Source organism: Pseudomonas sp. YuFO20 (genome assembly GCF_035064975.1).
Classification (GTDB): Bacteria; Pseudomonadota; Gammaproteobacteria; order Pseudomonadales; family Pseudomonadaceae; genus Aquipseudomonas; species Aquipseudomonas putida_AE.
The window spans coordinates 12,420-31,740 of record NZ_JAXDEO010000030.1 but is presented as its reverse complement, the minus strand read 5'-3'; the positions used below and the strand labels follow the sequence as shown (position 1 = coordinate 31,740).

Below are 19,321 nucleotides of genomic sequence, written 5' to 3'. Positions count from 1 at the left end.
CGTGCTTGTACAGGCCCTGGCGATCACTGTCGGCCTGGCCTGGTCGTGCCTGGCAGCGGCGCAGCAGGAGTTTGCGACGCCGGAAAAGGCCGCTCAAGCGTTCGTCGAAGCGCTGGGTACGAAAAACGCCGATCAGAAACGCCTGACCGAGCTGCTGGGTGAAAACTGGCGCAGCTACATCCCTCGCGACGGCGCGGAACGCGAAGACGTGGAGGCGTTCCTCAAGCAATACCACCAGCAACACGAGATCGAAAAAATCGCGGACAACAAGGCGCTTCTATCGGTGGGAACTGACCACTGGACGCTGCCTATTCCCATCGTCAAAAGCGCGAACGGTTGGCGCTTCGACCCCAAGGGCGGCAGTGCTGAAATCCGTGCCCGGCAAATTGGCCGCAACGAGCTGGCCGCGGTGCAATCGGCACTGGCCTATCACGATGCCCAGATGGATTACGCCTCGGTGGATCGTGACGGTGACGGCGCACTCGAGTATGCGCAGAACATCTACAGCACCCCCGGCCAGCACGACGGACTCTATTGGGCCGACGACGATAGCGGCCAGATCAGCCCGTTGGGCCCCGAGTTCGGCAAGACCATTGCCGGCGAGCCCTGGCATGGCTACCACTTCCGTATCCTGCTGGGCCAGGGTCCTTCGGCACCGGGCGGGGCCTACAGTTACCTGATCGGCGACAAGATGAGCCGGGGCTTTGCCCTGATCGCCTGGCCGGCAAAATACGGTGAAACCGGGGTGATGAGTTTCATGATCAGTCATGACGGGCAGGTCTTCGAAAAGGACCTGGGACCGGATAGTGAAAAGTTGGCGCAGGCGATGAAACGCTTTGATCCGGATGACAGCTGGAAGGAAGTGCCGGACGACCAGGAGAAGCCGGATTGACTCCAGTTTTGGGCGGGCGAAGTCAATGAAATCGGGCGCGCCAGGCGCCCGTTTTTGTACTCGGTGTCCTGTCCTCAAGCCCCTTACCCGCCAAATGCGCATTAGTTGCCTCTAAAACTGACATTGTTCGCTGTCCACGCCATCGCTCACTTCCAGAGTGATGGCAAACAGCTACTCTCTTCCCGATTTCGCATGCACACCTCAACCAACCCAAAACGATGACCCTGTGGCGAGGGAGCTTGCTCCCGTTCAAACGTCCCGTGCTCGTGTGCAGCCGGAGCAAGCTCCCTCTCCACAGGGTCATCGTCATGAGTACCTGATTGGCAGCCCCCCCTGCTTCGTCCCGGCTCCATGTCATGAAGTAAGCTTTCGTCGGTTTTTTTCAGCCTCCGCCAGTGCCTGGCGAACCAGCGCCCGCGCCGCCCAGGCGCTGGCGTCGAGTGACTCTTCGAAGCTCGCGCCACTGATATCGCGCACGGCAATCAACGCTTCGGTGCCCATCACAATCGACAGCGCCTGCTTCAGGCGTTTGCGCACCCTGGGAGCAAGCACGTCCTTCATCGAGTCAACAATCGGCTCGATGTAGCTCAGGCGACGGCCCGGTCGCAGGGGCTCGTGGGACTCGTTTTCGAGCCACACGGTCATGAACGAACGCTCCATCACGTGCAGGCCGACCTCGTCGCCGAGCAAGAGTTTGTTCAGCGCATTCGCCGCCAGGCCGATGCCCTTGACCGGATCGTCGCCCGGGCGCCAGACGCGCTCCAGCGGCGGCATGTCGCGATCGGCCGCCGTCTCGCTGATCAACGCTTCAACCGTGGGAAAGTAGCGATACGCCGTGGCGCGCGAGACCTTGGCGCGCTCGGCTGCTTGCGCCACCGTGGGCTGATGGCCCTCGTCGCGCAAGGCGACGGCGGCCTCGATCAGCGCCTGGCGGGTGCGCAGCTTCTGGTTGACGCGGCCTTGCGAATCGCCGTCGCCGACCGACGGGCCTGGCTCGGATCTTGACTTGGGGCTGGACATGGAATAAATGATACCTTGTCTTGTAATGAGACTATTGTCTCATGATAGACCCACGGCACCGGACCTGCCACCGCACTTGCGGTCATCACGATTTCAGGGATTTTCCAGCAACTGAGCGCGCCTCAGGGCGCTTGAGGTGAATGCCATGAATCACACTCCCCGTTCGCGAACCTGGTTTCGACTCGCGGCCCTTTACTTTGCCATGGGCGTGCTGCTGGGGGTGGCCATGGGCGCCTCCGGCGACCACTCGCTGTTCGCGGTCCATGCCCATATCAACCTGTTGGGATGGGTGTCGATGGCTTTGTTCGGCGTCATCGCCACACTGCACCCGTGCATGACCGAAGGTCGCGTTGCCACCGTGCAGTTCTGGACCTACAACCTGGGCGTGCCGGTGATGCTCAGCGCATTGACCCTGCGCATGAAGGGCTTCCCGGCAGTCGAACCGCTGATTGGCGTCGCATCGATCCTGATTGGCTTGAGCGTGCTGCTTTTTCTGTGGCTGGTGTTCTCGCGCATCGGCGTGGCTGCCGGGTACTTGAGCCGCGGGACAGGCGAATCGCGCCTGTCCTGACGCGGGTGACCGGCTCGTCACCCAGCCCCGGAACGCTGCCGTTTTATCCGGTACATATCGTCATCCGCCTGGCTGAGCAGCGTATCGGCGTCCTCCCCGTCCGCGGGATAACAGGCGATGCCGATACTGCAGGACGGCATCTTGACTGCACCGGATTCAGCGTCCAGCGGCTCGGCCATGACCGCGAGAATCCGCGCCACGGTCTCGCTGACGGCGCCCTCGGACTGGATGTCCGTCAGCAGTACCGTGAATTCATCGCCGCCCATTCGGGCCACCGTGTCCGTCTCACGCACGCAGCCCTCCAGCCGTCGTGCAATCGTGCTCAGCACACGATCGCCCGCAGCATGGCCATGGACGTCATTGATGCCCTTGAAGTCATCGATATCGAGGAACAGCAAGGCCAGCGTGCTGTTGTGCCGGCGCGCCGTGCGCAGGGCCGTGTCCAGGCGATCATTGAACAGCGCCCGGTTGGCCAGGCCTGTCAGCGGATCATGATGGGCGAGGAAACGCAGTTCCTCCTCGGCCTGCCAGAGGGCCGTCACATTGCGCGCGACACCGATGCGCGCCCCCACTTCCTCGGACCAGAAGGCCGCCCACAGGATGTGGACGATGCCGCCATCCTTGCGGACATAACGGTTGCGGAAGTCGACGTGAGGCTGGCCGTTCATGACCCGGACAATGGAGGCCCGTGTAATCGCCAGGTCGTCAGGGTGCATGTAGTCGGTGATCGCGGTACCGGTCAGCTCGTCGGCACGGTAACCGAGCAGTGCCTCGCAGGCATCGCTCACGAATACGATCTGGTTATGCCTGTCGACCACGAAGACCGTGTCCAGCATCAGATGGATCAGTTTGGGGTAGAGCGCTTGCAGGTCGACGGGCATAGGTCAGGGGAGTCCCGGTTCATATAGCCCGATCATGCCTGATCGCGAAGGGAGGCGGCTAGGCGTCCGGCAGACTTTTGGCTGGCGTGTGCAAAGTCGGTTCAGGGACAGCAAGCGGCCAGCAGCGATGGCCTGCGCAAATTGCGCAGGCCACAATACCGAACAGCTCGCCAGATGCGTCCCTAGCCAGCGCTGATGTTGCCGCAGAACAGCTCGCGACTGCCGTCTGCCGGGCTGGTGCGAACCAGCAAGGCATAGCCGCCCTTGGTCAGTTCGCTCAGCGCCACCGGTGCCTGGGCCCAATGCTGGGTACGCGGGGCCAGCGATGGGTAGTCGACACTGTTGGCCTGACGGGTCCGGTACGCCGGTTGTGCTCCCAATTGCTGGCACGAGCCTGCGTAGATAGCCGTGTCGAGGCGGCTGGATACGGCCATGTCGTGGGGGACCCCGCCGACAGTGAGCCAGATGCTGGTTTGGTTGCCCACCGGGCTGAGGGTGGCTCGAGCGATATGCTCTGCGTTTTGCGGGGTAGCATCGAGGGGGACATCGACAACATCATTTCTGCTCGCGCAGGCTGAAATCGTCCCAACCGCCACTACCAACGCCAGCCAAGATGTTCTGTTCATCACAGGTTTCCTGATTTGAGGTGCGTTGATGTCATCCCCCCTGTGAAGTCTAGTGGCCTGCTCCGGGCGCGGGCGCTGGCTGATGGGTGGTTATTGCTGGAGAGAATTGGCCGGGAAAAGCGTTAACGTGGTTTAACAGGCCAGGTGCAAAGCTGCCGTTGGTCGAAACGACATTGTTCTGTAGATGCAAGATAACTATCTTTGAATCTACAGATTCAAGGACAGGTATTGCAGATGGCCGTCGCCGCCCAGCCCCGATCTTTCAGCAAAAACCAGTGCGTCACCGGCCTGCGCGCCGCCGTGGGCATTCTGGAAAAGTGGCGCGCGAGCAGCGAGCAGGCCTGCCAGATCCTGCGCATTTCACGCAGCACCTACACCCGCGCGCGGCAGCCTGACCCCGACTGGTCGGTGGCGCTGGATGCCGATCAGATGCAGCGCATCAGTTTTGTCCTGAACATCCACGCCACGCTGCGCCTGGTGTTCGATAACCCGGACAACGTCTATGGCTTCGTGTCCATGGCCAACGACAATGAGTTTTTCAATGGGCGTTCGCCGCTGGCGATCATGGCCCAGGGCGACATGGTTTCGCTGTACGAGACCTTTCGGCGCATCGATATGCTGCGGGGCGCGTTATGGTGAAGTTGAGCGCGCTGGCGGATTTTGCCGGGCAGGCGTTGCAGGCTTATCGGCTGGTCAATTCGAAGTTTCCACCGATTGCGTTGTTCGATGACGTGGCGAGCGCGGATGAATTCGAGGTGCTGTTCGAGATTCAGGCGCTGACCAATCCACGACTGAAGAATGAAGTCGGTCAGCTTGAGTTGATCCCGCGGGGCGAGATCCCGTTCGGGATTGCCGGCTGCTCGTACGCCACCGCGCCCTTCACTCACATCAACCCGGCGGGCTCGCGGTTCAGCGATGGCAGTTTTGGCGTGTTGTACCTGGCCGACTCCATGGAAACGGCCCTGGCCGAGGTGCGGCATCACCAGAGCCTGTACTGGTCGAAGGTGCCGGCCCTGAACTATGAGCGGTTTGTGTTCCGCGGCCTGACCTGTTCATTCATGGATACGGGAATGAAAGACGCCACCGCCCTGCCGATCAACGATCCGGTGTATGCGCCTGACGATTACAGCCACTCCCGCGTGCTGGGCCGGGCGATCAGGAAGGCCGGTTGCCCTGGCCTGCGTTATCGTTCGGTGCGCCTGCCGGGCAGTGTCTGCTGGGCGCTGATGACGCCCCGGCCTGTCACTTCGATTATCCAGACCGCCCATTACGAGATGGTCTGGAACGGCCAGATCACCAGCGTCAGCCAGATCAACGAGGCCTGAGGCCAGCAGCCACGACCTGCGTCCGCAGCTCGATATCAATGCCTGGCCATCAGCCCATGCAGCACGCCCAGCCTCAACCCCGGTTCGGAGGGCGTCATGTGCAACACGCCAAACACCTTGAACGCCGACAGCATCGCCACCAGGCCACCGGGCAGGATGCTCAGGCGATGGGCTTGCAGGCCCGCCAGCTTGAGTTGCCTGACATGCCCGACTTCCAGCAGGCGCAATGACAGGCGCAGCAGGCCGCTGTAGGTGATACCGTTTTGGCCGTCGTCGTTCAGCCCGTTGGCCTTGAGCACCTTGGCCAGCATCCGCGCGGTACCGGAAGAGCCAATGGCCTGCTGCCAACCCAGCGCACGATAACGCCGTGCGACCTTTTCGAACTGCAGGGTGGCGACCCGCTCGGCTTCGAGCAGCGCCTTGGCCGTGATCACACCGCCGGCAAAATAACGCGCCCCCAGGGTGCCGCTGCCGATGGCGATGCTTTCGGTGACGAGAGGTTGTGCGCCCTTGCCCAGGATCAACTCGGTGGAGCCGCCGCCAATGTCCACCACCAGCCGCATGCGCTCCAGATCGGGATTCGTATGCGCAACCCCGGCGTACACCAGCCGGGCCTCTTCATGCCCGGAGATGACATCGATGCGAAACCCCAGGTGGCGCTCGGCGCTGGCGAGGAACAGTTGCGCATTTTCGGCTTCGCGCACGGCACTGGTGGCCACCGCCCGCACGCGACCGGCTTCGAACCCGCGCAGTTTCTTGCCGAAGCGCGCCAACGCTTGCCAGCCACGGTCCAACGCCAGCTCGTCGAGCGCGCCGCCCTGCAAGCCTTCCGCCAGACGCACGGGTTCACGCAGGGTCTTCACTTCCTGGATCACGATCTGCTGGCTGCGCCGGACTTGCTGGCCAATCATCATGCGAAACGCGTTGGAGCCCAGGTCAATGGCCGCAAATAGCGAGGCGTCGCCTTTCATGGTGGGGGTTCCTGGCAAATTCATCGGCCCGTGACGGGTCTGTCGCCCATGGCGGTTGCGCGGATGTTGCCATGGGTTCAGTGACACCCTGATGACAGGGTGCACGCTCGGGTAGCCCGTCGATCAAGTACGGGTTATCGATTTCCAGGAAGAGCGCTGGCTGGGGCGGACATTCAAGCGCCTACAGGCAACAGCGTTTGCCGATCCGGCAAAAACACGATGCCGAAATCTCCACATCCGCCCGGGCCATGGCCAGGTTGAGGCGAACCTGCCCAGCGGCCGCTTCGGCATCGCGACCCAGTCGCTTCAAACATTCCACGTAGCCGTGCAGGCTCCACACATTGTCCAGGTGCCAGGACGCGCGACTGAGGGTGTTGTCCAGGCCCAGGTCGGCACGGTAGGCCTGCAGGGCTTCTTCCACCCTGCCCTGCTCCAGCAGCAGTGCGCCCAGGGCGTGGCGCACCGGTTGCATCCAGCCCCAGGGCTCGTCGTAAGGCAGGTGATCGTCCAACGACTGCGCTTCACGCAGATGCGCGAAGGCTTCGTCGAAGTTGCCTTTGCGGTACTCGATTTCGCCGCGCAGCATGCCCGCGGCCACGGCCAGGATATCGTTGCATCGGTTGTTGAAGAGGTAGCGTGTGTCCGGCACACGGGCCCAGGCCTCGAGGAACAGGTGATGCTCGGTTTCGGCCTCGGCGACCTGCCCGCAGGCCGCATGGGCCACGCCTTTGGCGTAGTGCAGCATGGCCGTGGTCACGCAGTACAGCGCCTGGTCGGCGGGCAGCGGCGTGGCGAGGATGTCTTGCCATCTGCCGAAGCGGATCTGCACGTGGAGCTTCATCGACACGAAGCTTTCCAGCCAGTCGGCCATGGGCGGTTTTTCCACCCGCAGCAGGTCTTCCTTGATGGTATCGGCCAGTTGTTCGGCGGCTTCCAGGGCCGGCTGGTACTGGCCGAGGAACATCGCCGAGTAGAGTTTGAAGTGGTAGTTGTGGCTGCGGTACAGGGTGTAGAAATTGATCGGCCCTTCCTCGGCCAGATACAGGCTATCGGCCTGGATGGCCCGGTGATTGGTGATCATGGCCCCGCGATAATCGCCGCAGAGCAGGTCGATGTGCGACGGCATATGGCGCAGGTGTCCGGCGTCCGGCACCAGGTCGCGCAGGACATCGCCGGCGCGCAAGGCCCGTTCCGGGTACGGCGACATTTCCAGAGTGTGGACGTACATGTGCAGCACGCCGGGGTGCGCTGCGTCGCCGTGTTGCTCCATGCGGTGCAGGGCCCGTTCGAGCACGGCCACCGTTTCGAGGGTGTCGGCACCGGCTGCTGGCTCGCCGGTTTTCAGGTCCCACAACTGCCAGGGTGTGCGGTCGATCAGCGCTTCGGCGAACAGCGCCACCACGTCGGGATCGTCGGGAAAGCCGTGGTAGACATCGCGCATGAACGCCGCATAGGCATCGTTCCAGGTGAAGAGTTCATCAACGCTGCTCGCCTGTTCGGCCTGGTAGCGTTGCTGCAGCGCGCGGATCAGGGCCTCTTCCACCGGCGTCGCGCCGTCGAGGTGCACCAGGGCGATTTGCGTCGCCAGGCGCGCCTGGGCCACGGCCTCCTTGAGCTCTTGTTCGACGAAGGCGTCCCAGCGCTTGTTGTAGTTGGGCCCCGAGGCATAGGCGATGCCCCAGTAGGCCATCGCGCAGTTGCGGTCGTGTTCCAGGGCCTTCTGGAAACAGCGGATGGCTTCGTCGTGGTTGTAGCCGTAGCACCACATCAGGCCGCGGTCGAACCACAGCTGGGCCTGGGGTGAACTGGTCGTCACGGGGCGGCTGTAGGTGCCCAGATCGTAATAGTCGTGCATCGGTTTATCCTCTCGATCAGAGTGCGGAACCTGCGAAAAACCAGCATACCCCTGCGCACCTGGCCCGGCGCCGCAACTGACGACAGGCTACGCCCTGTCATCACGCTCGCCACAGGTGTGGCGCTTGCTACATCAATACCGTCGATGTTCACCATCACGTCAATGAAGTTCTCTTAAAAAATCTGCGGCGTAACATCAGCTCCATACCAACCAACAACACCCCGGAGCACACGATCATGAAACGCCAAACCCTCCTCAGCATCGCTTTCTCGGTTTTTGCAGTTAACGCTTTTGCCGCTACCTCTATTCAGCCGGTTGTCGCTGAAGGTGGCTCGGATCGTCTGATTGAAAGCCGAGTGGCTGAGGGTGGTTCTGACCGCCTGATCGAAAATCGCGTCGCCGCCGATGGTTCCGATCGTCTGCAAGGCAACACTGTTGCCGCCGATGGCTCCGACCGCTTGCAAGGCAACACTGTTGCCGCTGATGGCTCGGATCGTCTGCAAGGCAACACCGTCGCTGCCGATGGCTCCGACCGCCTGCAAGGCAACACTGTCGCCGCCGACGGCTCCGACCGCCTGCAAGGCAACACCGTCGCCTGACCCCATCGCTTCACCGCACCGACGAAAAAGCCCGGCCTGATCAGCCGGGCTTTTTCGTCGGTGCAATCAAGCCACGGCGTTGCAGGGTTCTTCCCCTGGTTCGTGATCGTCTATCCTGTGGGCCCGATTCTACCCGTGCCGCCGGAGACACCTGTGCCACCCCTGACAGCCCGAGAGGTTTACCAGCAACTGCGCGATGCCGCCCTGGGCCTGCGCCCGCTCAAGCGCCTTGACGAACGACCCGGTCCGGTACAGGTGGACATCGAGGGCTGGCGTTTGAGCCTCGATGTCGACGACAGCCGCCTGCACCACTGCCTGCATTGCCAGAGCCCGGACGGCCGAGCGTTCGACGGCGGGCCGCGTTTCGGTACCGACCCGGTGAGTTTGCTCAGCACCTGGGAGCTGGCGCAGATCGAGCGGCTGTTGGCCGGCGACTGAATTCGGACCGAGGCATCGCGAAAGTGTTCGTTCAACTATCGTTCATCTGTCTCAGCTGTGTTACATAAGACTTGATGCGCATCCCGTCACCAAGAGGTTGCTTATGTTCCACTGCCCACGCTTGCCGCAAGCGCTGACTTGCTCGCTGTTCGGCTTACTCGCCAGCGTCGCCAACGCCGCTGCGCCCTCCCCGGCACCCGAAACGCTGCAGCCACTGCTGAACACCATCAACGAGCGCCTGAACGTTTCCGATCTGGTGGCGCTGACCAAGTGGGACACGGGCAAACCGATCCAGGATACCGCCCGGGAAACCCTGCTGATCAATAACGCCAGGAAGCAGGCAACCGGTAGCAACGTGGACCCGGACGAAGCCGCCGACTTGATTGCCGCCCAGATCGAAGCCAACAAACTGGTGCAGTACGGCCTGATCGCGCAATGGCAAGCGGCGCACAAGGCGCCCGACATGCCACGCCCGGACCTCACCCAACTGCGGGCAAAGCAGGATGAATTGCAAGCCCGCCTGTTGCAGCAATACGCTGATTTCGTGCCCTATCGCGTCGACCCGGAATGCCCGCAGTGGCTGGCTGAGCAGCGCGCCAGCCTGATCAAGGATGCCCTGCATGGCCAGGCGCTGATCCGCGCCACCGGGGAATTGTGCGTCACGGATCTATGATCGAAACCAACTCATTTCTCGCAGCCATACTCTATCTACTGTGAGAGCGAGCCGGCTCCGGGCGGCGTTCCGACGATGGAGGTCAACGATGACACGGGAGCCTGACACCCCGCGGTGCTCTCAGGTTTTTCGCGAGCAAGCTCGCTCCTACAGAGTCTCGTGACAGACCATCAACGCCATCGAAAATGGCCGCTATGATTCAAGTCTGCCACTGGCATTTCAGATTGCCGGGACGTTTGTATTGCCCATCGAAAGCATTTTCGACGATGAATTCACTGGCTGATTCACCACACCCGCCAGGCAAGCTTCACACAACAACAAAAAACAGGAGTTGACTATGTCTGAGCTGCAACTGCACCCCAAAGCCGCAGAATCCTTGAGCCTGTGGCACGCGATGATTCGTACCGGCGATTTGCAGGCCTTGCCTGCGCTGCTGGACCCGGACGCGGTGTTTCGCTCGCCGATGGCACATACGCCGTATCCAGGCGCGCCAGTGGTTTCGATGATTCTCAACACGGTGTTCAACGTATTCGAAGACTTCACCTACCACCGCGAACTGGCGAGCGCCGACGGCTTGAATGTGGTCCTCGAATTCAGCGCCAGGGTCGGCGAGAAACAGCTCAAGGGCATCGATATGATCCGCTTCAATGAACAGGGAAAAATCGTCGATTTCGAAGTGATGGTCCGCCCCCTCAGTGGCCTGCAGGCGCTGGGCGAGGAAATGGGCCGGCGCCTGGGCGCCTACCTGGCCGCCAGCAAAGCCTGATCGTCGTGCAGCGCCGGTCGAACCTTGGATACCACCTGCAACTCGACCGGCTCACCGAGAAACGCACAGCAGCGCGAGCGTAACCAGCGCTGGCCGGGGTCATTGTGCACCGCTGCGCGCCAAACCATGGACAGTTCCGGCACGGGCAATTGCAGCGGTACCGGTTCGACTCGCATGCCTGCCACCGAGGCCATCGCCTTGGCCACGTAATCCGGCACGATGGCCAGCATGTCGGTTTGCGCCAGCAATCCCGGCAACGCACTGAACTGCGGCACGGTCAGCACCACTTTGCGCTGCCGGCCCAGCAGGCTCAGGGCATGGTCGGTGTCATCCGACGCATTGCCCATCGACGACACCAGCACATGAGGGCGCCGGCAAAACGCGTCCAGCCCCAACGGCCCGGGCCGGGTGTCAGACCGCAGCAGCATCGGGCGAATCGGCCGCAAGCCTTTGCGCCGGGCATTGGCCGGCAGGTCGAGGGTGTGACTGATGCCCACGCAGATGTCGCCATTGCCCAACCTTTGCGCCATCTGCTGTTGATCGACACGGCGCACGATCAAGGCGATGTTCGGCGCCTCGATTCGCAGTTGTCGCAGCAGCCGCGGCAGCAGCGCGTATTCGACATCGTCCGACAGGCCGACATGAAACGTCGTCTCGCTGGTGCGTGGGTCAAACGACTGGCAACGGCTCAATGCAGCGGCGATGCCGTCCAGCGCCGGCGCCAGGTTGGCGAAAATTTCCTCGGCACGTGCGGTCGGTTCCATCATCCGCCCGCAACGAATGAACAGCGGGTCATCGAACAGTGCCCGCAAGCGGCCCAGGGCACCGCTGATGGTGGGTTGCCCGAGGAACAGCTTTTCGCCGACGCGGCTGACATTTCGCTCATGCATCATCGTCTCGAAAACCACCAGCAGGTTGATGTCGGCACGACGCAGGTCATTTCTGTTCATGAGGTTCACTACCCGGCACGCGGCCATTGAGTTCGGGAAGGGTATGAACAGGGTATGGCAGCGAATGAAAAACGTCTGTCGTACCAGGGGACAGCGCGATCATGCGTTAGATAACCGACTTGATACTTCGGTATAGCCCCCACTGGAAAACCTTAATTTGATTAATGACTTATGCGCACATTCGAGCAGTCGGCGATTCGATGCCATGGCAGCTTTTTCGGGTTTTTTGTCCTAACGGGAGGCGACCCCGTGCTTCTAGGATTACTGAACCGATTTTCCGCCCCAGCCCGAACAAAAACGAGGCGCGCATGATCGACAACCAAAAAGGAACCTGCAGCAAAATGCTGTTCAACTCAGGTCAAAGGATCTCTCGCCTCTTGTTCGGTTTCAGCCTCAAGCCAGTGGAAAACGCGCTGGTGTGGTTGATGGGCCTGATCGTGGCCTGCGGAATCCTGCTCAATTGCGAAACCCGGACCGACTTCGCCACGACCACGCTGTACATCGCGTTGCTGCTGATGGCGATCAACCTGTTGTCGATCAGCGCGGTGATCGTGGTCGCGCTGTTCTGCATGCTGGTGCTGACGTCGATGTGCCTGTATCAGGGTGGCTTTCACCGCTGGGAGTCGACCATGGATTTGCTGCGCAGCCTGACGGTGCTGGCGGCGATCATCTTTCTGGCGTTGCGCAGCAAGCGGGTCTGCGACAGCCTGCGCCACAAGGAAGTCTACATGACCGGTGCCCAGCGCCTGACCCAGACCGGTTGCTTCGGCTTTCGCGCAGACCTCGCACGCATGGGCTGGTCGGAGCAGGTGGCACGCATGCTCGAATACCCGGCGGGCATGCCCTCCTCTGCGTCCTTGTACCTGGAGCGCACCCACCCCGATGACCTGCCCCTGGTGCTGGCCGGTTTCGAAAAGGCGGCGCGCCATGCGACCCTGATCGAGGTCAGGCACCGCCTGCTGATGCCCGACGGGCGCATCAAGCATTTGCACCTGTTCGCCACCCCGCTCTTCACCCGACACGGATGTTTTGAATACCTGGGCGCGCTGATGGACGTGACCGCCAGCAAACAGGCCGAAGAAGCGCTGTGCCGCGCCCAGACCCAGTTGGCCCATGTCACCCGCGTGACCTCCCTGGGTGAACTGGCCGCGTCCATCGCCCATGAAGTCAATCAACCGCTGGCGGCGATCACCAGCAGCGGCGAAGCCTGCCGCAACTGGCTGAGCCGCCCGCAGCCCGATCTGCTCGAAGCTCGCCAGGCACTGCAGCGGATCATCGCCAGCGCCCATCGAGCCAGTGAGATCACCCGCCGCGTTCGGGCCCTGTCGCGCAAGAGCGAGCCGCTGCGCCAGAACGAATCGCTCAACGACATTGTCAGCGAGACCTTGAGCCTGGTCCGCCATGAACTGGCGCATCACAAGATCAATCCGAACATCGAGCTGAGTGCGTTCGGCGGCCAGGTCAGTGCCGATCGCGTGCAACTGCAGCAAGTCATCATCAACCTGATCCTCAACGCCTGCCAGGCCATGGACGCGATCAACAGCGCGCAACGGGCCTTGTCGATTCGCACCTGGGTCAAGGACAACGAGGCCGTGCTGGAAGTGGCCGACCAGGGGCCGGGCATTGCCGACGAGGTCCTGCCGCAACTGTTCACGCCGTTCTTCACCACCCGGGAAAACGGCCTGGGCATGGGGCTTGCCATCTGCCGCTCGATCATCGATTTCCACGAGGGCCGGATCTGGGCCACCAGCACACCAGGCCAGGGCAGTTCGTTTCTGTTTGCCCTGCCGATACGGGTCGCCAACGATGCGGGGTACGCCGCGGCCATTTGATACACAGGTATGAGTGCCGCCAGCCCGACCTGCATTAAAAGTTGCGCCCCGCGCCAGGAGCACAGCGCCGGGCGGCTGCACGTCCAACCCTTGGGAACCCGCCATGAACGAACAACACCCGCTCAACAAGATCAACCACAACGAGTCCCTGGTGTTCATCGTCGACGACGATGCGCCGCTGCGCGAATCCCTCGGCAGCCTGCTGCGCTCCATCGGCCTGCGGGTCGAGTTGTTCGGCTCGGTCGCCGACTTCATGAAGTACCCGCGCCCGGACACGGTCAGTTGCCTGGTGCTGGATGTGCGGTTGCAAGGCAGCAGTGGCCTGGACTTTCAGAACGAACTGGCCGCCGCCGGCATCAACGTACCCATCGTGTTCATCACCGGGTACGGAGACATCGCCATGACAGTACGGGCAATGAAAGCCGGCGCGGTGGACTTCCTCACCAAGCCCTTTCGCGAACAGGACCTGATCGATGCGGTGTGTGCCGCCCATGGCCGCGACAAACAGCGTCGCGAGTCCTCGCGACATGCCGAACAACTGCTTGCGCGCCACCAGACGTTGACCGCCCGGGAACAGACGGTGATGGCGCTGGCGGCCTCGGGCTTGATGAACAAGCAGATAGCCGGGGAAATCGGCCTGAGCGAAATCACCGTGAAGATCCACCGCGGCCAGGCCATGCGCAAGATGGGCGCGCGCTCCTTCGCCGATCTGGTGCGCATGGCCGAGGCGATCTCGTGCCAGCCCGCTAACCGCTGACTATACCCACGTATACTGTGCACCCTTTCAGGACGGCGTATCTTGCAATAATGGCGCGGTGCCTCTAAGTGCTCTGCGCTACCAGGCAGGACACCGCTATGCACAAAGAGGCAATGATTGCCGTAGTCGATAACGATGAATCGGTTCGAATGGCCCTGGACAGTTTATTGCGATCCAGTGGATATACCGTGCGAACTTATTCGGGGGCCCATGAGTTTCTCATTTCAGAGGGTCCGCTTATTACCACCTGCCTGATTTCCGATATACAAATGCCGGAAATGGACGGGATCAGCATGTATGAGGAACTGGCAACCAGGGGCATGCATATCCCGGTGATCTTCATTACCGGCAACCCCTGTGCACAGCGCCAGCCGGGCAGCCACGCCATGAAACCCATCGCCTTTTTTCCCAAACCCTTCTCCAGCGAAAAGTTGCTCGCCTGCATCGAAACGGTGCTCGATCGAAGCCACTGAAATCTGTTTATTCAAGCAACTAACACTTTGGTATAGCCGGTTAATACCTAGTCATACTCGCGCTGACCCTATGTAGCAGTGCCAGTTTCAAACCCCTCGAATAACATCTGTTCCAGATCCAGCCGATGCCGACTGTTTCGCATTGTTTAACGACATCGCAGACGATCAGCCACAGCGGTTATGCGGCAACAACTTTTTCATGCCCTCGATTGTTCTTCAGGAGCTAAACAATGAAACAGCAAATCTTGATTATTGGTGCAGGGTTCGGTGGGGTCTGGAGCGCGTTGAGCGCTGCCCGTCTGCTGGACAAGCACGATCGAAACGACGTCGAGATCACCGTGTTGGCTCCCCAGGCCGAGCTGCGCATCCGCCCGCGCTTCTACGAGCCGAACGTGCACACCATGAAGGCACCGCTGAACGAACTGTTCGACGCCGTGGGGGTGAAATTCGTCAAGGGTGCGGCCGAGATCATCGACGAGCACAGCAAACAGGTGAGCTACACCAACGCCGCGGGCATCCAGGGCACGCTGGGCTACGACCGCCTGGTACTGGCCGCCGGCAGCAAGCTGATGCGCCCGCCGGTCGACGGCATGCTCGAGCACGCCTTCGATGTCGATGAAATCGAGTCCGCCACACGTCTGGAAGCTCACATCAAGTCGCTGAAGGACAAGCCGGTCAGTGCCGCCCGCAATACCGTGGTGGTGGCCGGCGGTGGTTTCACCGGGATCGAAACCGCCACCGAAATGCCGGCGCGCCTGCGTGCCGTACTCGGTGAAAACGCCGACATCCGCGTAATCGTGGTTGACCGTGCCCCGCAAGTCGCCGCCGCCCTGGGCGATGGCATTCGCCCCTCGATCGTCGAAGCCTCGGAGCACCTGGGCATCCAGTGGGTGCTCAACGCCACCGTTGCCGCCGTCGATGCCAATGGCGTCACCCTCGCCGATGGCCAGCGCATCGAGTCCAACACGGTGATCTGGACCGTGGGTTTTCGTGCCAACTCGCTGACCGAGCAAGTACAAGGCACCCGCGATCATCAGGGCCGCCTGCATGTCGATCAGCACCTCAAGGTGCGCGGTCACGCCGATGTGTACGCCAGCGGCGACGTGGCCTATGCCGCCACCGATGACCTGGGCAACTTCGCGGCCATGTCCTGCCAGCACGCCATCGCCCTGGGGCGTTATGCCGGCAACAACGTCGCCGCCGAACTCCTGGGGGTCGAGCCAATGGCCTACAGCCAACCCAAGTACGTCACCTGCCTGGACCTGGGTGCCTGGGGCGCGGTGTTCACCGAGGGCTGGGATCGCCAGGTAAAACTGGTCAAGCAGGAAGCCAAGGAGCTCAAGACACAGATCAACACGATGTGGATCTATCCACCGGCGGCTGATCGCGCCGCGGCGCTGGCGGCAGCCGACCCGTTGATCCCGGTGGCCTGAAGACGATCGATGCGGCCGTGGCAACCACGGCCGTCACTCCCCTGGCACCGCCCGGGTGATATGAAGTTTCGCCTGTATCCCGACCAGCCCACTCCTTGCTGGACCGGGGCCTTTCCCAAGCGCCCGCCACTGGTTTTTCTGGCGGGCGTTTTTTCTTCAGTCCGATCAAGCACCAATCCCTCAAAGAGTTTGCCCGGCATCAGCGATGCCTTGCGAGTTGCCGTTCGATAGCAAAAATCCGGAAGAACAAATGTCTATCATCAAACGTTGCAAGAGACTTTTTTTTTCAGACCCGGTCGCCTGGCTGGCCGCCATTGCGGTCGGCAGCATGATCTTCATTACCAACTCGTTGCTCGACCTGGATGTCGCACCGACGCTGCTGTACATCACGCTGGTGTTCATGTCGGCGAACATCTTTTCCGTGCCGGTCTTCCTCGCCGTCGCCTTCAGTTGCGTGGCCATCCTGACCGCCAGTTTCATTATCGATGAAGGCTATCGTGATCACCGGCTCATCGCCGGCTTCGTGCGCTGCCTGATCGCGCTGACCACCATCACCCTGCTGGCGCTGCGCAGCAAGCGCGCCACCGACACGTTGCGCCGCAAGGAAGCGTTCTTCCTGGGTGCGCAAAAACTCAGCCATACCGGCAGTGTCGGCTTGATCATCGATGACCAGGTGATCGTGTCGTGGTCGGACGAGTCTTCACGCATTTTCGAATACCCGCTGGACGTTACGCCGACGCTTGGCATGGTTCGGGCGCGCACTCATCCCGATGACCTGTCGATTATCGACAGTGTCCTGGAGCAGGCCGCACGCCGGGAAAACCTGATCGAAGTGGAACATCGACTGGTCATGCCCGATGGGCGGATCAAGCACGTGCAGATGCTCGCCAACCCGCTGTTCAACCACGGTGGACGCATTGAGTACGTCGGCGCATTGATGGACGTGACCGCGTCCAGGCAAGCCGAAGAAGCACTGTTTCACTCCCAGGCCAAACTCGCGCATGTCACCCGGGTGACCTCCATGGGGGAACTGGCCGCCTCCATTGCCCATGAAATCAATCAACCCCTGGCGGCGGTGATCACCAGCGGGGAATCGTGCAAACGCTGGATCAATCGCCCTGAGCCGAACCTCGAAGAAGCCCGCCGCTCGCTGGACCGGATCATACAAAACTCGTCCAGGGTTGCCGATGTGATCGCCTGTATCAGGGCGCTGTCGCGCCAGAGCGAGGTGCAACGCAAGGCCGAAGCATTCGACGAGATCGTCCGCGACTCACTGACGCTCATGCAACATGACATCGGCAACCATCAGGTTCGCCCACACCTGCAACTGGGCGCACCTGGCGCGCACATAAAAGGCGACCGGATCCAGCTGCAGCAAGTCATCATCAACCTGATCATCAATGCCTGCCAGGCCATGGCCAACGTGCATGACCGCGCGCGAACGCTACGGATTCACACCTCGGTACAGGACAACGAGGCCGTGCTCGAAATCGCCGACTCCGGCACCGGCATTGCCGAAGACGTTCTGCCCTCGTTGTTCGATCCGTTCTTTACGACCAAACCCACCGGCCTGGGAATGGGCCTCTCGATCTGCCGCTCGATCATTGAATTTCATGGCGGCCGAATCTGGGTCAGCAGCACCGAAGGGGTCGGCACGCAGATGCTGTTTGCGATTGCGCTGACACCCCCCGTACACGATGAATAACCTCATCCACACCTGACGCCACGATTCGGCGACCTGGAGACAAGCAGTGTCCATCAATGAAATGAGCGACAACCTTGGAACGGCACAACCTCGCAGCATCATCTTCGTGGCCTATCCGCAAATGGGCTTGCTGGACCTGACCGGTGCCCAGACCGTGTTCTGGGCGGCGACCCGCAGCCTGGCCGAACGCGGTTTGCAAGGTTATGCCTTGCACACGGCCAGTCTGGAGGGCGGGTCCATCCGCACGGGCGAAGGGCTTGAGGTACAGACCCGGCGCCTGAGTGAGTTCGCCGGTAGCCCGATGGATACGCTGATCGTTCCAGGCTCCCCGCACATCCGCCAGGCCATGGTCGAGAGCGCCCCGCTGGTGGACTGGTTGCGCGCCGCTTCCAGCTCGGCCAGGCGCACCACGTCGGTGTGCAGCGGCTCGTTTTTTCTGGCCCGGGCCGGCTTGCTCGATGGCTTGCGTGTGGCGACTCATTGGGTGATGGCCGACCTGTTCGAGCGCGTGTTCCCGCAGGTCGAGCTCGACCGCGAAGCGATTTTCGTCCAGCACGGGACGATATGGACCTCTGCCGGTGTCAGCGCAGGCATTGATCTGGCCCTGGCGCTGGTCGAGGCCGATCACGGTCGTGATGTGGCGATGCAGGTCGCCCGGCGCATGGTGGTGTACTACCGACGCCCGGACAACCAGGAACAATGGAGCCCGCTGTTGCGCTCGCAGTACCCCACCGCTCATACCCAGGTATGACGGGCCTGACCCGATGTGCTAGCGCGCTGTCTTGAGGTAGGAGTGTTATCGCGCACCCGTCGATTTAGGCTGGTCACCTCGAATGAATCAACTCATCGCGCCGATGCGCTGACCTGGGGACGATTGCCATGAACGCATTGCAAAAGCTGTACATCGTCAGTCATCCGCTGCGCATCAGTCGTTATGGTGCGCATACCTCCCTGTCCACCGCCGAGCGCGTGGAGGTCATCGATGCATTGACGCAGACGCTGGGCACCACCCTGGGCATGCTCGCGCAACTCAAGCGGGGCCAGCAGCAACTGCGCAATGTCAGCTTCCTGCCAGTGCAACAGCTGTTCCGCCGCCTGGTGCGCGCCAATGCCGACTATGCCGATTTCCTCGCCAGCGCCATCACCGACCTGGGCGGCCACATCGAAACCGCGGCGCTCTACAGCCTGAACGACACCCGCGAGCCGCAGTGTTTTGCCGACTGCCTGACTGGTATTTGCCAGGGCAAGCTGCGACTGCGGGCCGTCGATGCCTTGCTCCGTGATTGCCTTGAACGCGCCATCGCCAACAGGGACAACGCCAGCAAACGCTTTTTCGAAGCATGCGCACGGCACAACACGCGTTTTCTGTCGGTGATCGGGGACAACCTGCCCCATGAACAACCAGGGTGAGGCAAACCGCTCAATGATATTGATACCCATCGCAACTAACGCGAAATAACAACCCAACATACCCAAGTATACTATTGCACTTTTCTGCAGCGCGTATCTTGCAAGTATGGCGGGCGCCACTTAGCGCCACCCGCAACAACGCAA

22 protein-coding genes and 1 pseudogene are annotated in these 19,321 nt (G+C 61.6%); 16 read left to right on the top strand and 7 right to left on the bottom strand.

Annotated features, from left to right (window positions below; all coding sequences use genetic code 11):
- Window position 1 precedes the first annotated feature (1 nt).
- Window positions 2-892: a DUF2950 domain-containing protein gene (locus SOP85_RS17900; protein WP_323627721.1), complete on the top strand. Its 891-nt coding sequence runs from the start codon at window positions 2-4 to the stop codon at window positions 890-892.
- 354 nt (window positions 893-1,246) lie between these two features.
- Here the strand turns inward: SOP85_RS17900 and SOP85_RS17895 are convergent, their stop codons facing one another.
- Window positions 1,247-1,912, bottom strand: a complete 666-nt coding sequence (locus SOP85_RS17895) for a TetR/AcrR family transcriptional regulator (protein WP_323627719.1) — start codon at window positions 1,910-1,912, stop codon at window positions 1,247-1,249.
- A gap of 145 nt (window positions 1,913-2,057) precedes the next feature.
- Between SOP85_RS17895 and SOP85_RS17890 the strand changes: the two genes are divergently transcribed.
- Window positions 2,058-2,483: a hypothetical protein gene (locus tag SOP85_RS17890; RefSeq protein WP_323627718.1), complete on the top strand. Its 426-nt coding sequence runs from the start codon at window positions 2,058-2,060 to the stop codon at window positions 2,481-2,483.
- A gap of 17 nt (window positions 2,484-2,500) precedes the next feature.
- Here SOP85_RS17890 and SOP85_RS17885 read toward each other — a convergent pair whose 3' ends face one another.
- Both SOP85_RS17885 and SOP85_RS17880 read right to left on the bottom strand, forming a co-directional pair.
- Window positions 2,501-3,364 carry a sensor domain-containing diguanylate cyclase gene (locus tag SOP85_RS17885; protein WP_323627717.1) on the bottom strand — a complete coding sequence of 288 codons (864 nt, stop codon included), beginning with the start codon at window positions 3,362-3,364 and terminating at the stop codon, window positions 2,501-2,503.
- A gap of 182 nt (window positions 3,365-3,546) precedes the next feature.
- Window positions 3,547-3,990, bottom strand: a complete 444-nt coding sequence (locus tag SOP85_RS17880; RefSeq protein WP_274076614.1) for a hypothetical protein — start codon at window positions 3,988-3,990, stop codon at window positions 3,547-3,549.
- Between the two features lie 234 nt (window positions 3,991-4,224).
- Between SOP85_RS17880 and SOP85_RS17875 the strand changes: the two genes are divergently transcribed.
- Both SOP85_RS17875 and SOP85_RS17870 read left to right on the top strand, forming a co-directional pair.
- On the top strand, window positions 4,225-4,629 hold the full coding sequence (locus SOP85_RS17875) for an antitoxin Xre-like helix-turn-helix domain-containing protein (protein WP_274076683.1): 405 nt from the start codon (window positions 4,225-4,227) through the stop codon (window positions 4,627-4,629).
- On the top strand, window positions 4,623-5,315 hold the full coding sequence (locus SOP85_RS17870; protein WP_323627715.1) for an RES family NAD+ phosphorylase: 693 nt from the start codon (window positions 4,623-4,625) through the stop codon (window positions 5,313-5,315). The genes SOP85_RS17875 and SOP85_RS17870 overlap by 7 nt, the downstream gene beginning before the upstream one ends.
- A 35-nt stretch (window positions 5,316-5,350) precedes the next feature.
- On the opposite strand, the gene SOP85_RS17865 is transcribed toward SOP85_RS17870, so the two are convergent.
- Window positions 5,351-6,286 (bottom strand): Ppx/GppA phosphatase family protein, encoded by a 936-nt coding sequence (locus SOP85_RS17865; protein ID WP_323627714.1) that lies wholly within the window; start codon window positions 6,284-6,286, stop codon window positions 5,351-5,353.
- 181 nt (window positions 6,287-6,467) lie between these two features.
- On the bottom strand, window positions 6,468-8,141 hold the full coding sequence (locus SOP85_RS17860) for a hypothetical protein (protein WP_323627713.1): 1,674 nt from the start codon (window positions 8,139-8,141) through the stop codon (window positions 6,468-6,470).
- Between the two features lie 236 nt (window positions 8,142-8,377).
- Between SOP85_RS17860 and SOP85_RS17855 the strand changes: the two genes are divergently transcribed.
- From SOP85_RS17855 to SOP85_RS17835, 5 genes and pseudogenes are all read left to right on the top strand, one after another.
- A complete protein-coding gene (locus SOP85_RS17855; RefSeq protein WP_323627711.1) occupies window positions 8,378-8,740 on the top strand; it encodes a hypothetical protein in 363 nt (120 codons plus the stop codon).
- Window positions 8,741-8,893: 153 nt separating this feature from the next.
- On the top strand, window positions 8,894-9,178 hold the full coding sequence (locus tag SOP85_RS17850) for a DUF7693 family protein (RefSeq protein ID WP_274076610.1): 285 nt from the start codon (window positions 8,894-8,896) through the stop codon (window positions 9,176-9,178).
- A 103-nt stretch (window positions 9,179-9,281) separates the two neighbouring features.
- Complete coding sequence (locus SOP85_RS17845) at window positions 9,282-9,851, top strand: chorismate mutase (protein WP_274076609.1); 570 nt, start codon at window positions 9,282-9,284, stop codon at window positions 9,849-9,851.
- 163 nt (window positions 9,852-10,014) lie between these two features.
- Window positions 10,015-10,134 (top strand): annotated as a pseudogene (locus tag SOP85_RS31410) (helix-turn-helix transcriptional regulator); the annotation flags it as partial.
- A 54-nt stretch (window positions 10,135-10,188) separates the two neighbouring features.
- Window positions 10,189-10,617, top strand: a complete 429-nt coding sequence (locus SOP85_RS17835; protein WP_274076608.1) for a nuclear transport factor 2 family protein — start codon at window positions 10,189-10,191, stop codon at window positions 10,615-10,617.
- Here the strand turns inward: SOP85_RS17835 and SOP85_RS17830 are convergent.
- Window positions 10,593-11,567, bottom strand: coding sequence for a LysR family transcriptional regulator (locus SOP85_RS17830; protein ID WP_274076607.1), 975 nt, complete (start codon window positions 11,565-11,567; stop codon window positions 10,593-10,595). The genes SOP85_RS17835 and SOP85_RS17830 overlap by 25 nt on opposite strands.
- Window positions 11,568-11,944: 377 nt before the next feature.
- Between SOP85_RS17830 and SOP85_RS17825 the strand changes: the two genes are divergently transcribed.
- The 4 genes from SOP85_RS17825 (at window position 11,945) to SOP85_RS17810 (ending at window position 16,062) form a co-directional block, all read left to right on the top strand.
- Window positions 11,945-13,399 carry a sensor histidine kinase gene (locus SOP85_RS17825; RefSeq protein WP_323627709.1) on the top strand — a complete coding sequence of 485 codons (1,455 nt, stop codon included), beginning with the start codon at window positions 11,945-11,947 and terminating at the stop codon, window positions 13,397-13,399.
- A gap of 103 nt (window positions 13,400-13,502) precedes the next feature.
- On the top strand, window positions 13,503-14,156 hold the full coding sequence (locus SOP85_RS17820) for a response regulator transcription factor (protein WP_274076605.1): 654 nt from the start codon (window positions 13,503-13,505) through the stop codon (window positions 14,154-14,156).
- Between the two features lie 98 nt (window positions 14,157-14,254).
- Window positions 14,255-14,629: a response regulator transcription factor gene (locus SOP85_RS17815; protein ID WP_274076604.1), complete on the top strand. Its 375-nt coding sequence runs from the start codon at window positions 14,255-14,257 to the stop codon at window positions 14,627-14,629.
- A 230-nt stretch (window positions 14,630-14,859) separates the two neighbouring features.
- Window positions 14,860-16,062, top strand: a complete 1,203-nt coding sequence (locus tag SOP85_RS17810; RefSeq protein WP_323627708.1) for an NAD(P)/FAD-dependent oxidoreductase — start codon at window positions 14,860-14,862, stop codon at window positions 16,060-16,062.
- 180 nt (window positions 16,063-16,242) lie between these two features.
- On the opposite strand, the gene SOP85_RS17805 is transcribed toward SOP85_RS17810, so the two are convergent.
- Complete coding sequence (locus SOP85_RS17805) at window positions 16,243-16,401, bottom strand: hypothetical protein (protein WP_274076602.1); 159 nt, start codon at window positions 16,399-16,401, stop codon at window positions 16,243-16,245.
- On the opposite strand from SOP85_RS17805, the gene SOP85_RS17800 reads away from it, so the two are divergent.
- The 3 genes from SOP85_RS17800 to SOP85_RS17790 all read left to right on the top strand — a co-directional run bounded on the left by SOP85_RS17800 (window position 16,391) and on the right by SOP85_RS17790 (window position 19,177).
- Window positions 16,391-17,767: a sensor histidine kinase gene (locus SOP85_RS17800; RefSeq protein WP_323627706.1), complete on the top strand. Its 1,377-nt coding sequence runs from the start codon at window positions 16,391-16,393 to the stop codon at window positions 17,765-17,767. The genes SOP85_RS17805 and SOP85_RS17800 overlap by 11 nt on opposite strands.
- A 46-nt stretch (window positions 17,768-17,813) precedes the next feature.
- Window positions 17,814-18,518 carry an AraC family transcriptional regulator gene (locus tag SOP85_RS17795; RefSeq protein ID WP_323627705.1) on the top strand — a complete coding sequence of 235 codons (705 nt, stop codon included), beginning with the start codon at window positions 17,814-17,816 and terminating at the stop codon, window positions 18,516-18,518.
- A 128-nt stretch (window positions 18,519-18,646) separates the two neighbouring features.
- Window positions 18,647-19,177: a hypothetical protein gene (locus SOP85_RS17790; RefSeq protein WP_323627704.1), complete on the top strand. Its 531-nt coding sequence runs from the start codon at window positions 18,647-18,649 to the stop codon at window positions 19,175-19,177.
- Window positions 19,178-19,321 lie beyond the last annotated feature (144 nt).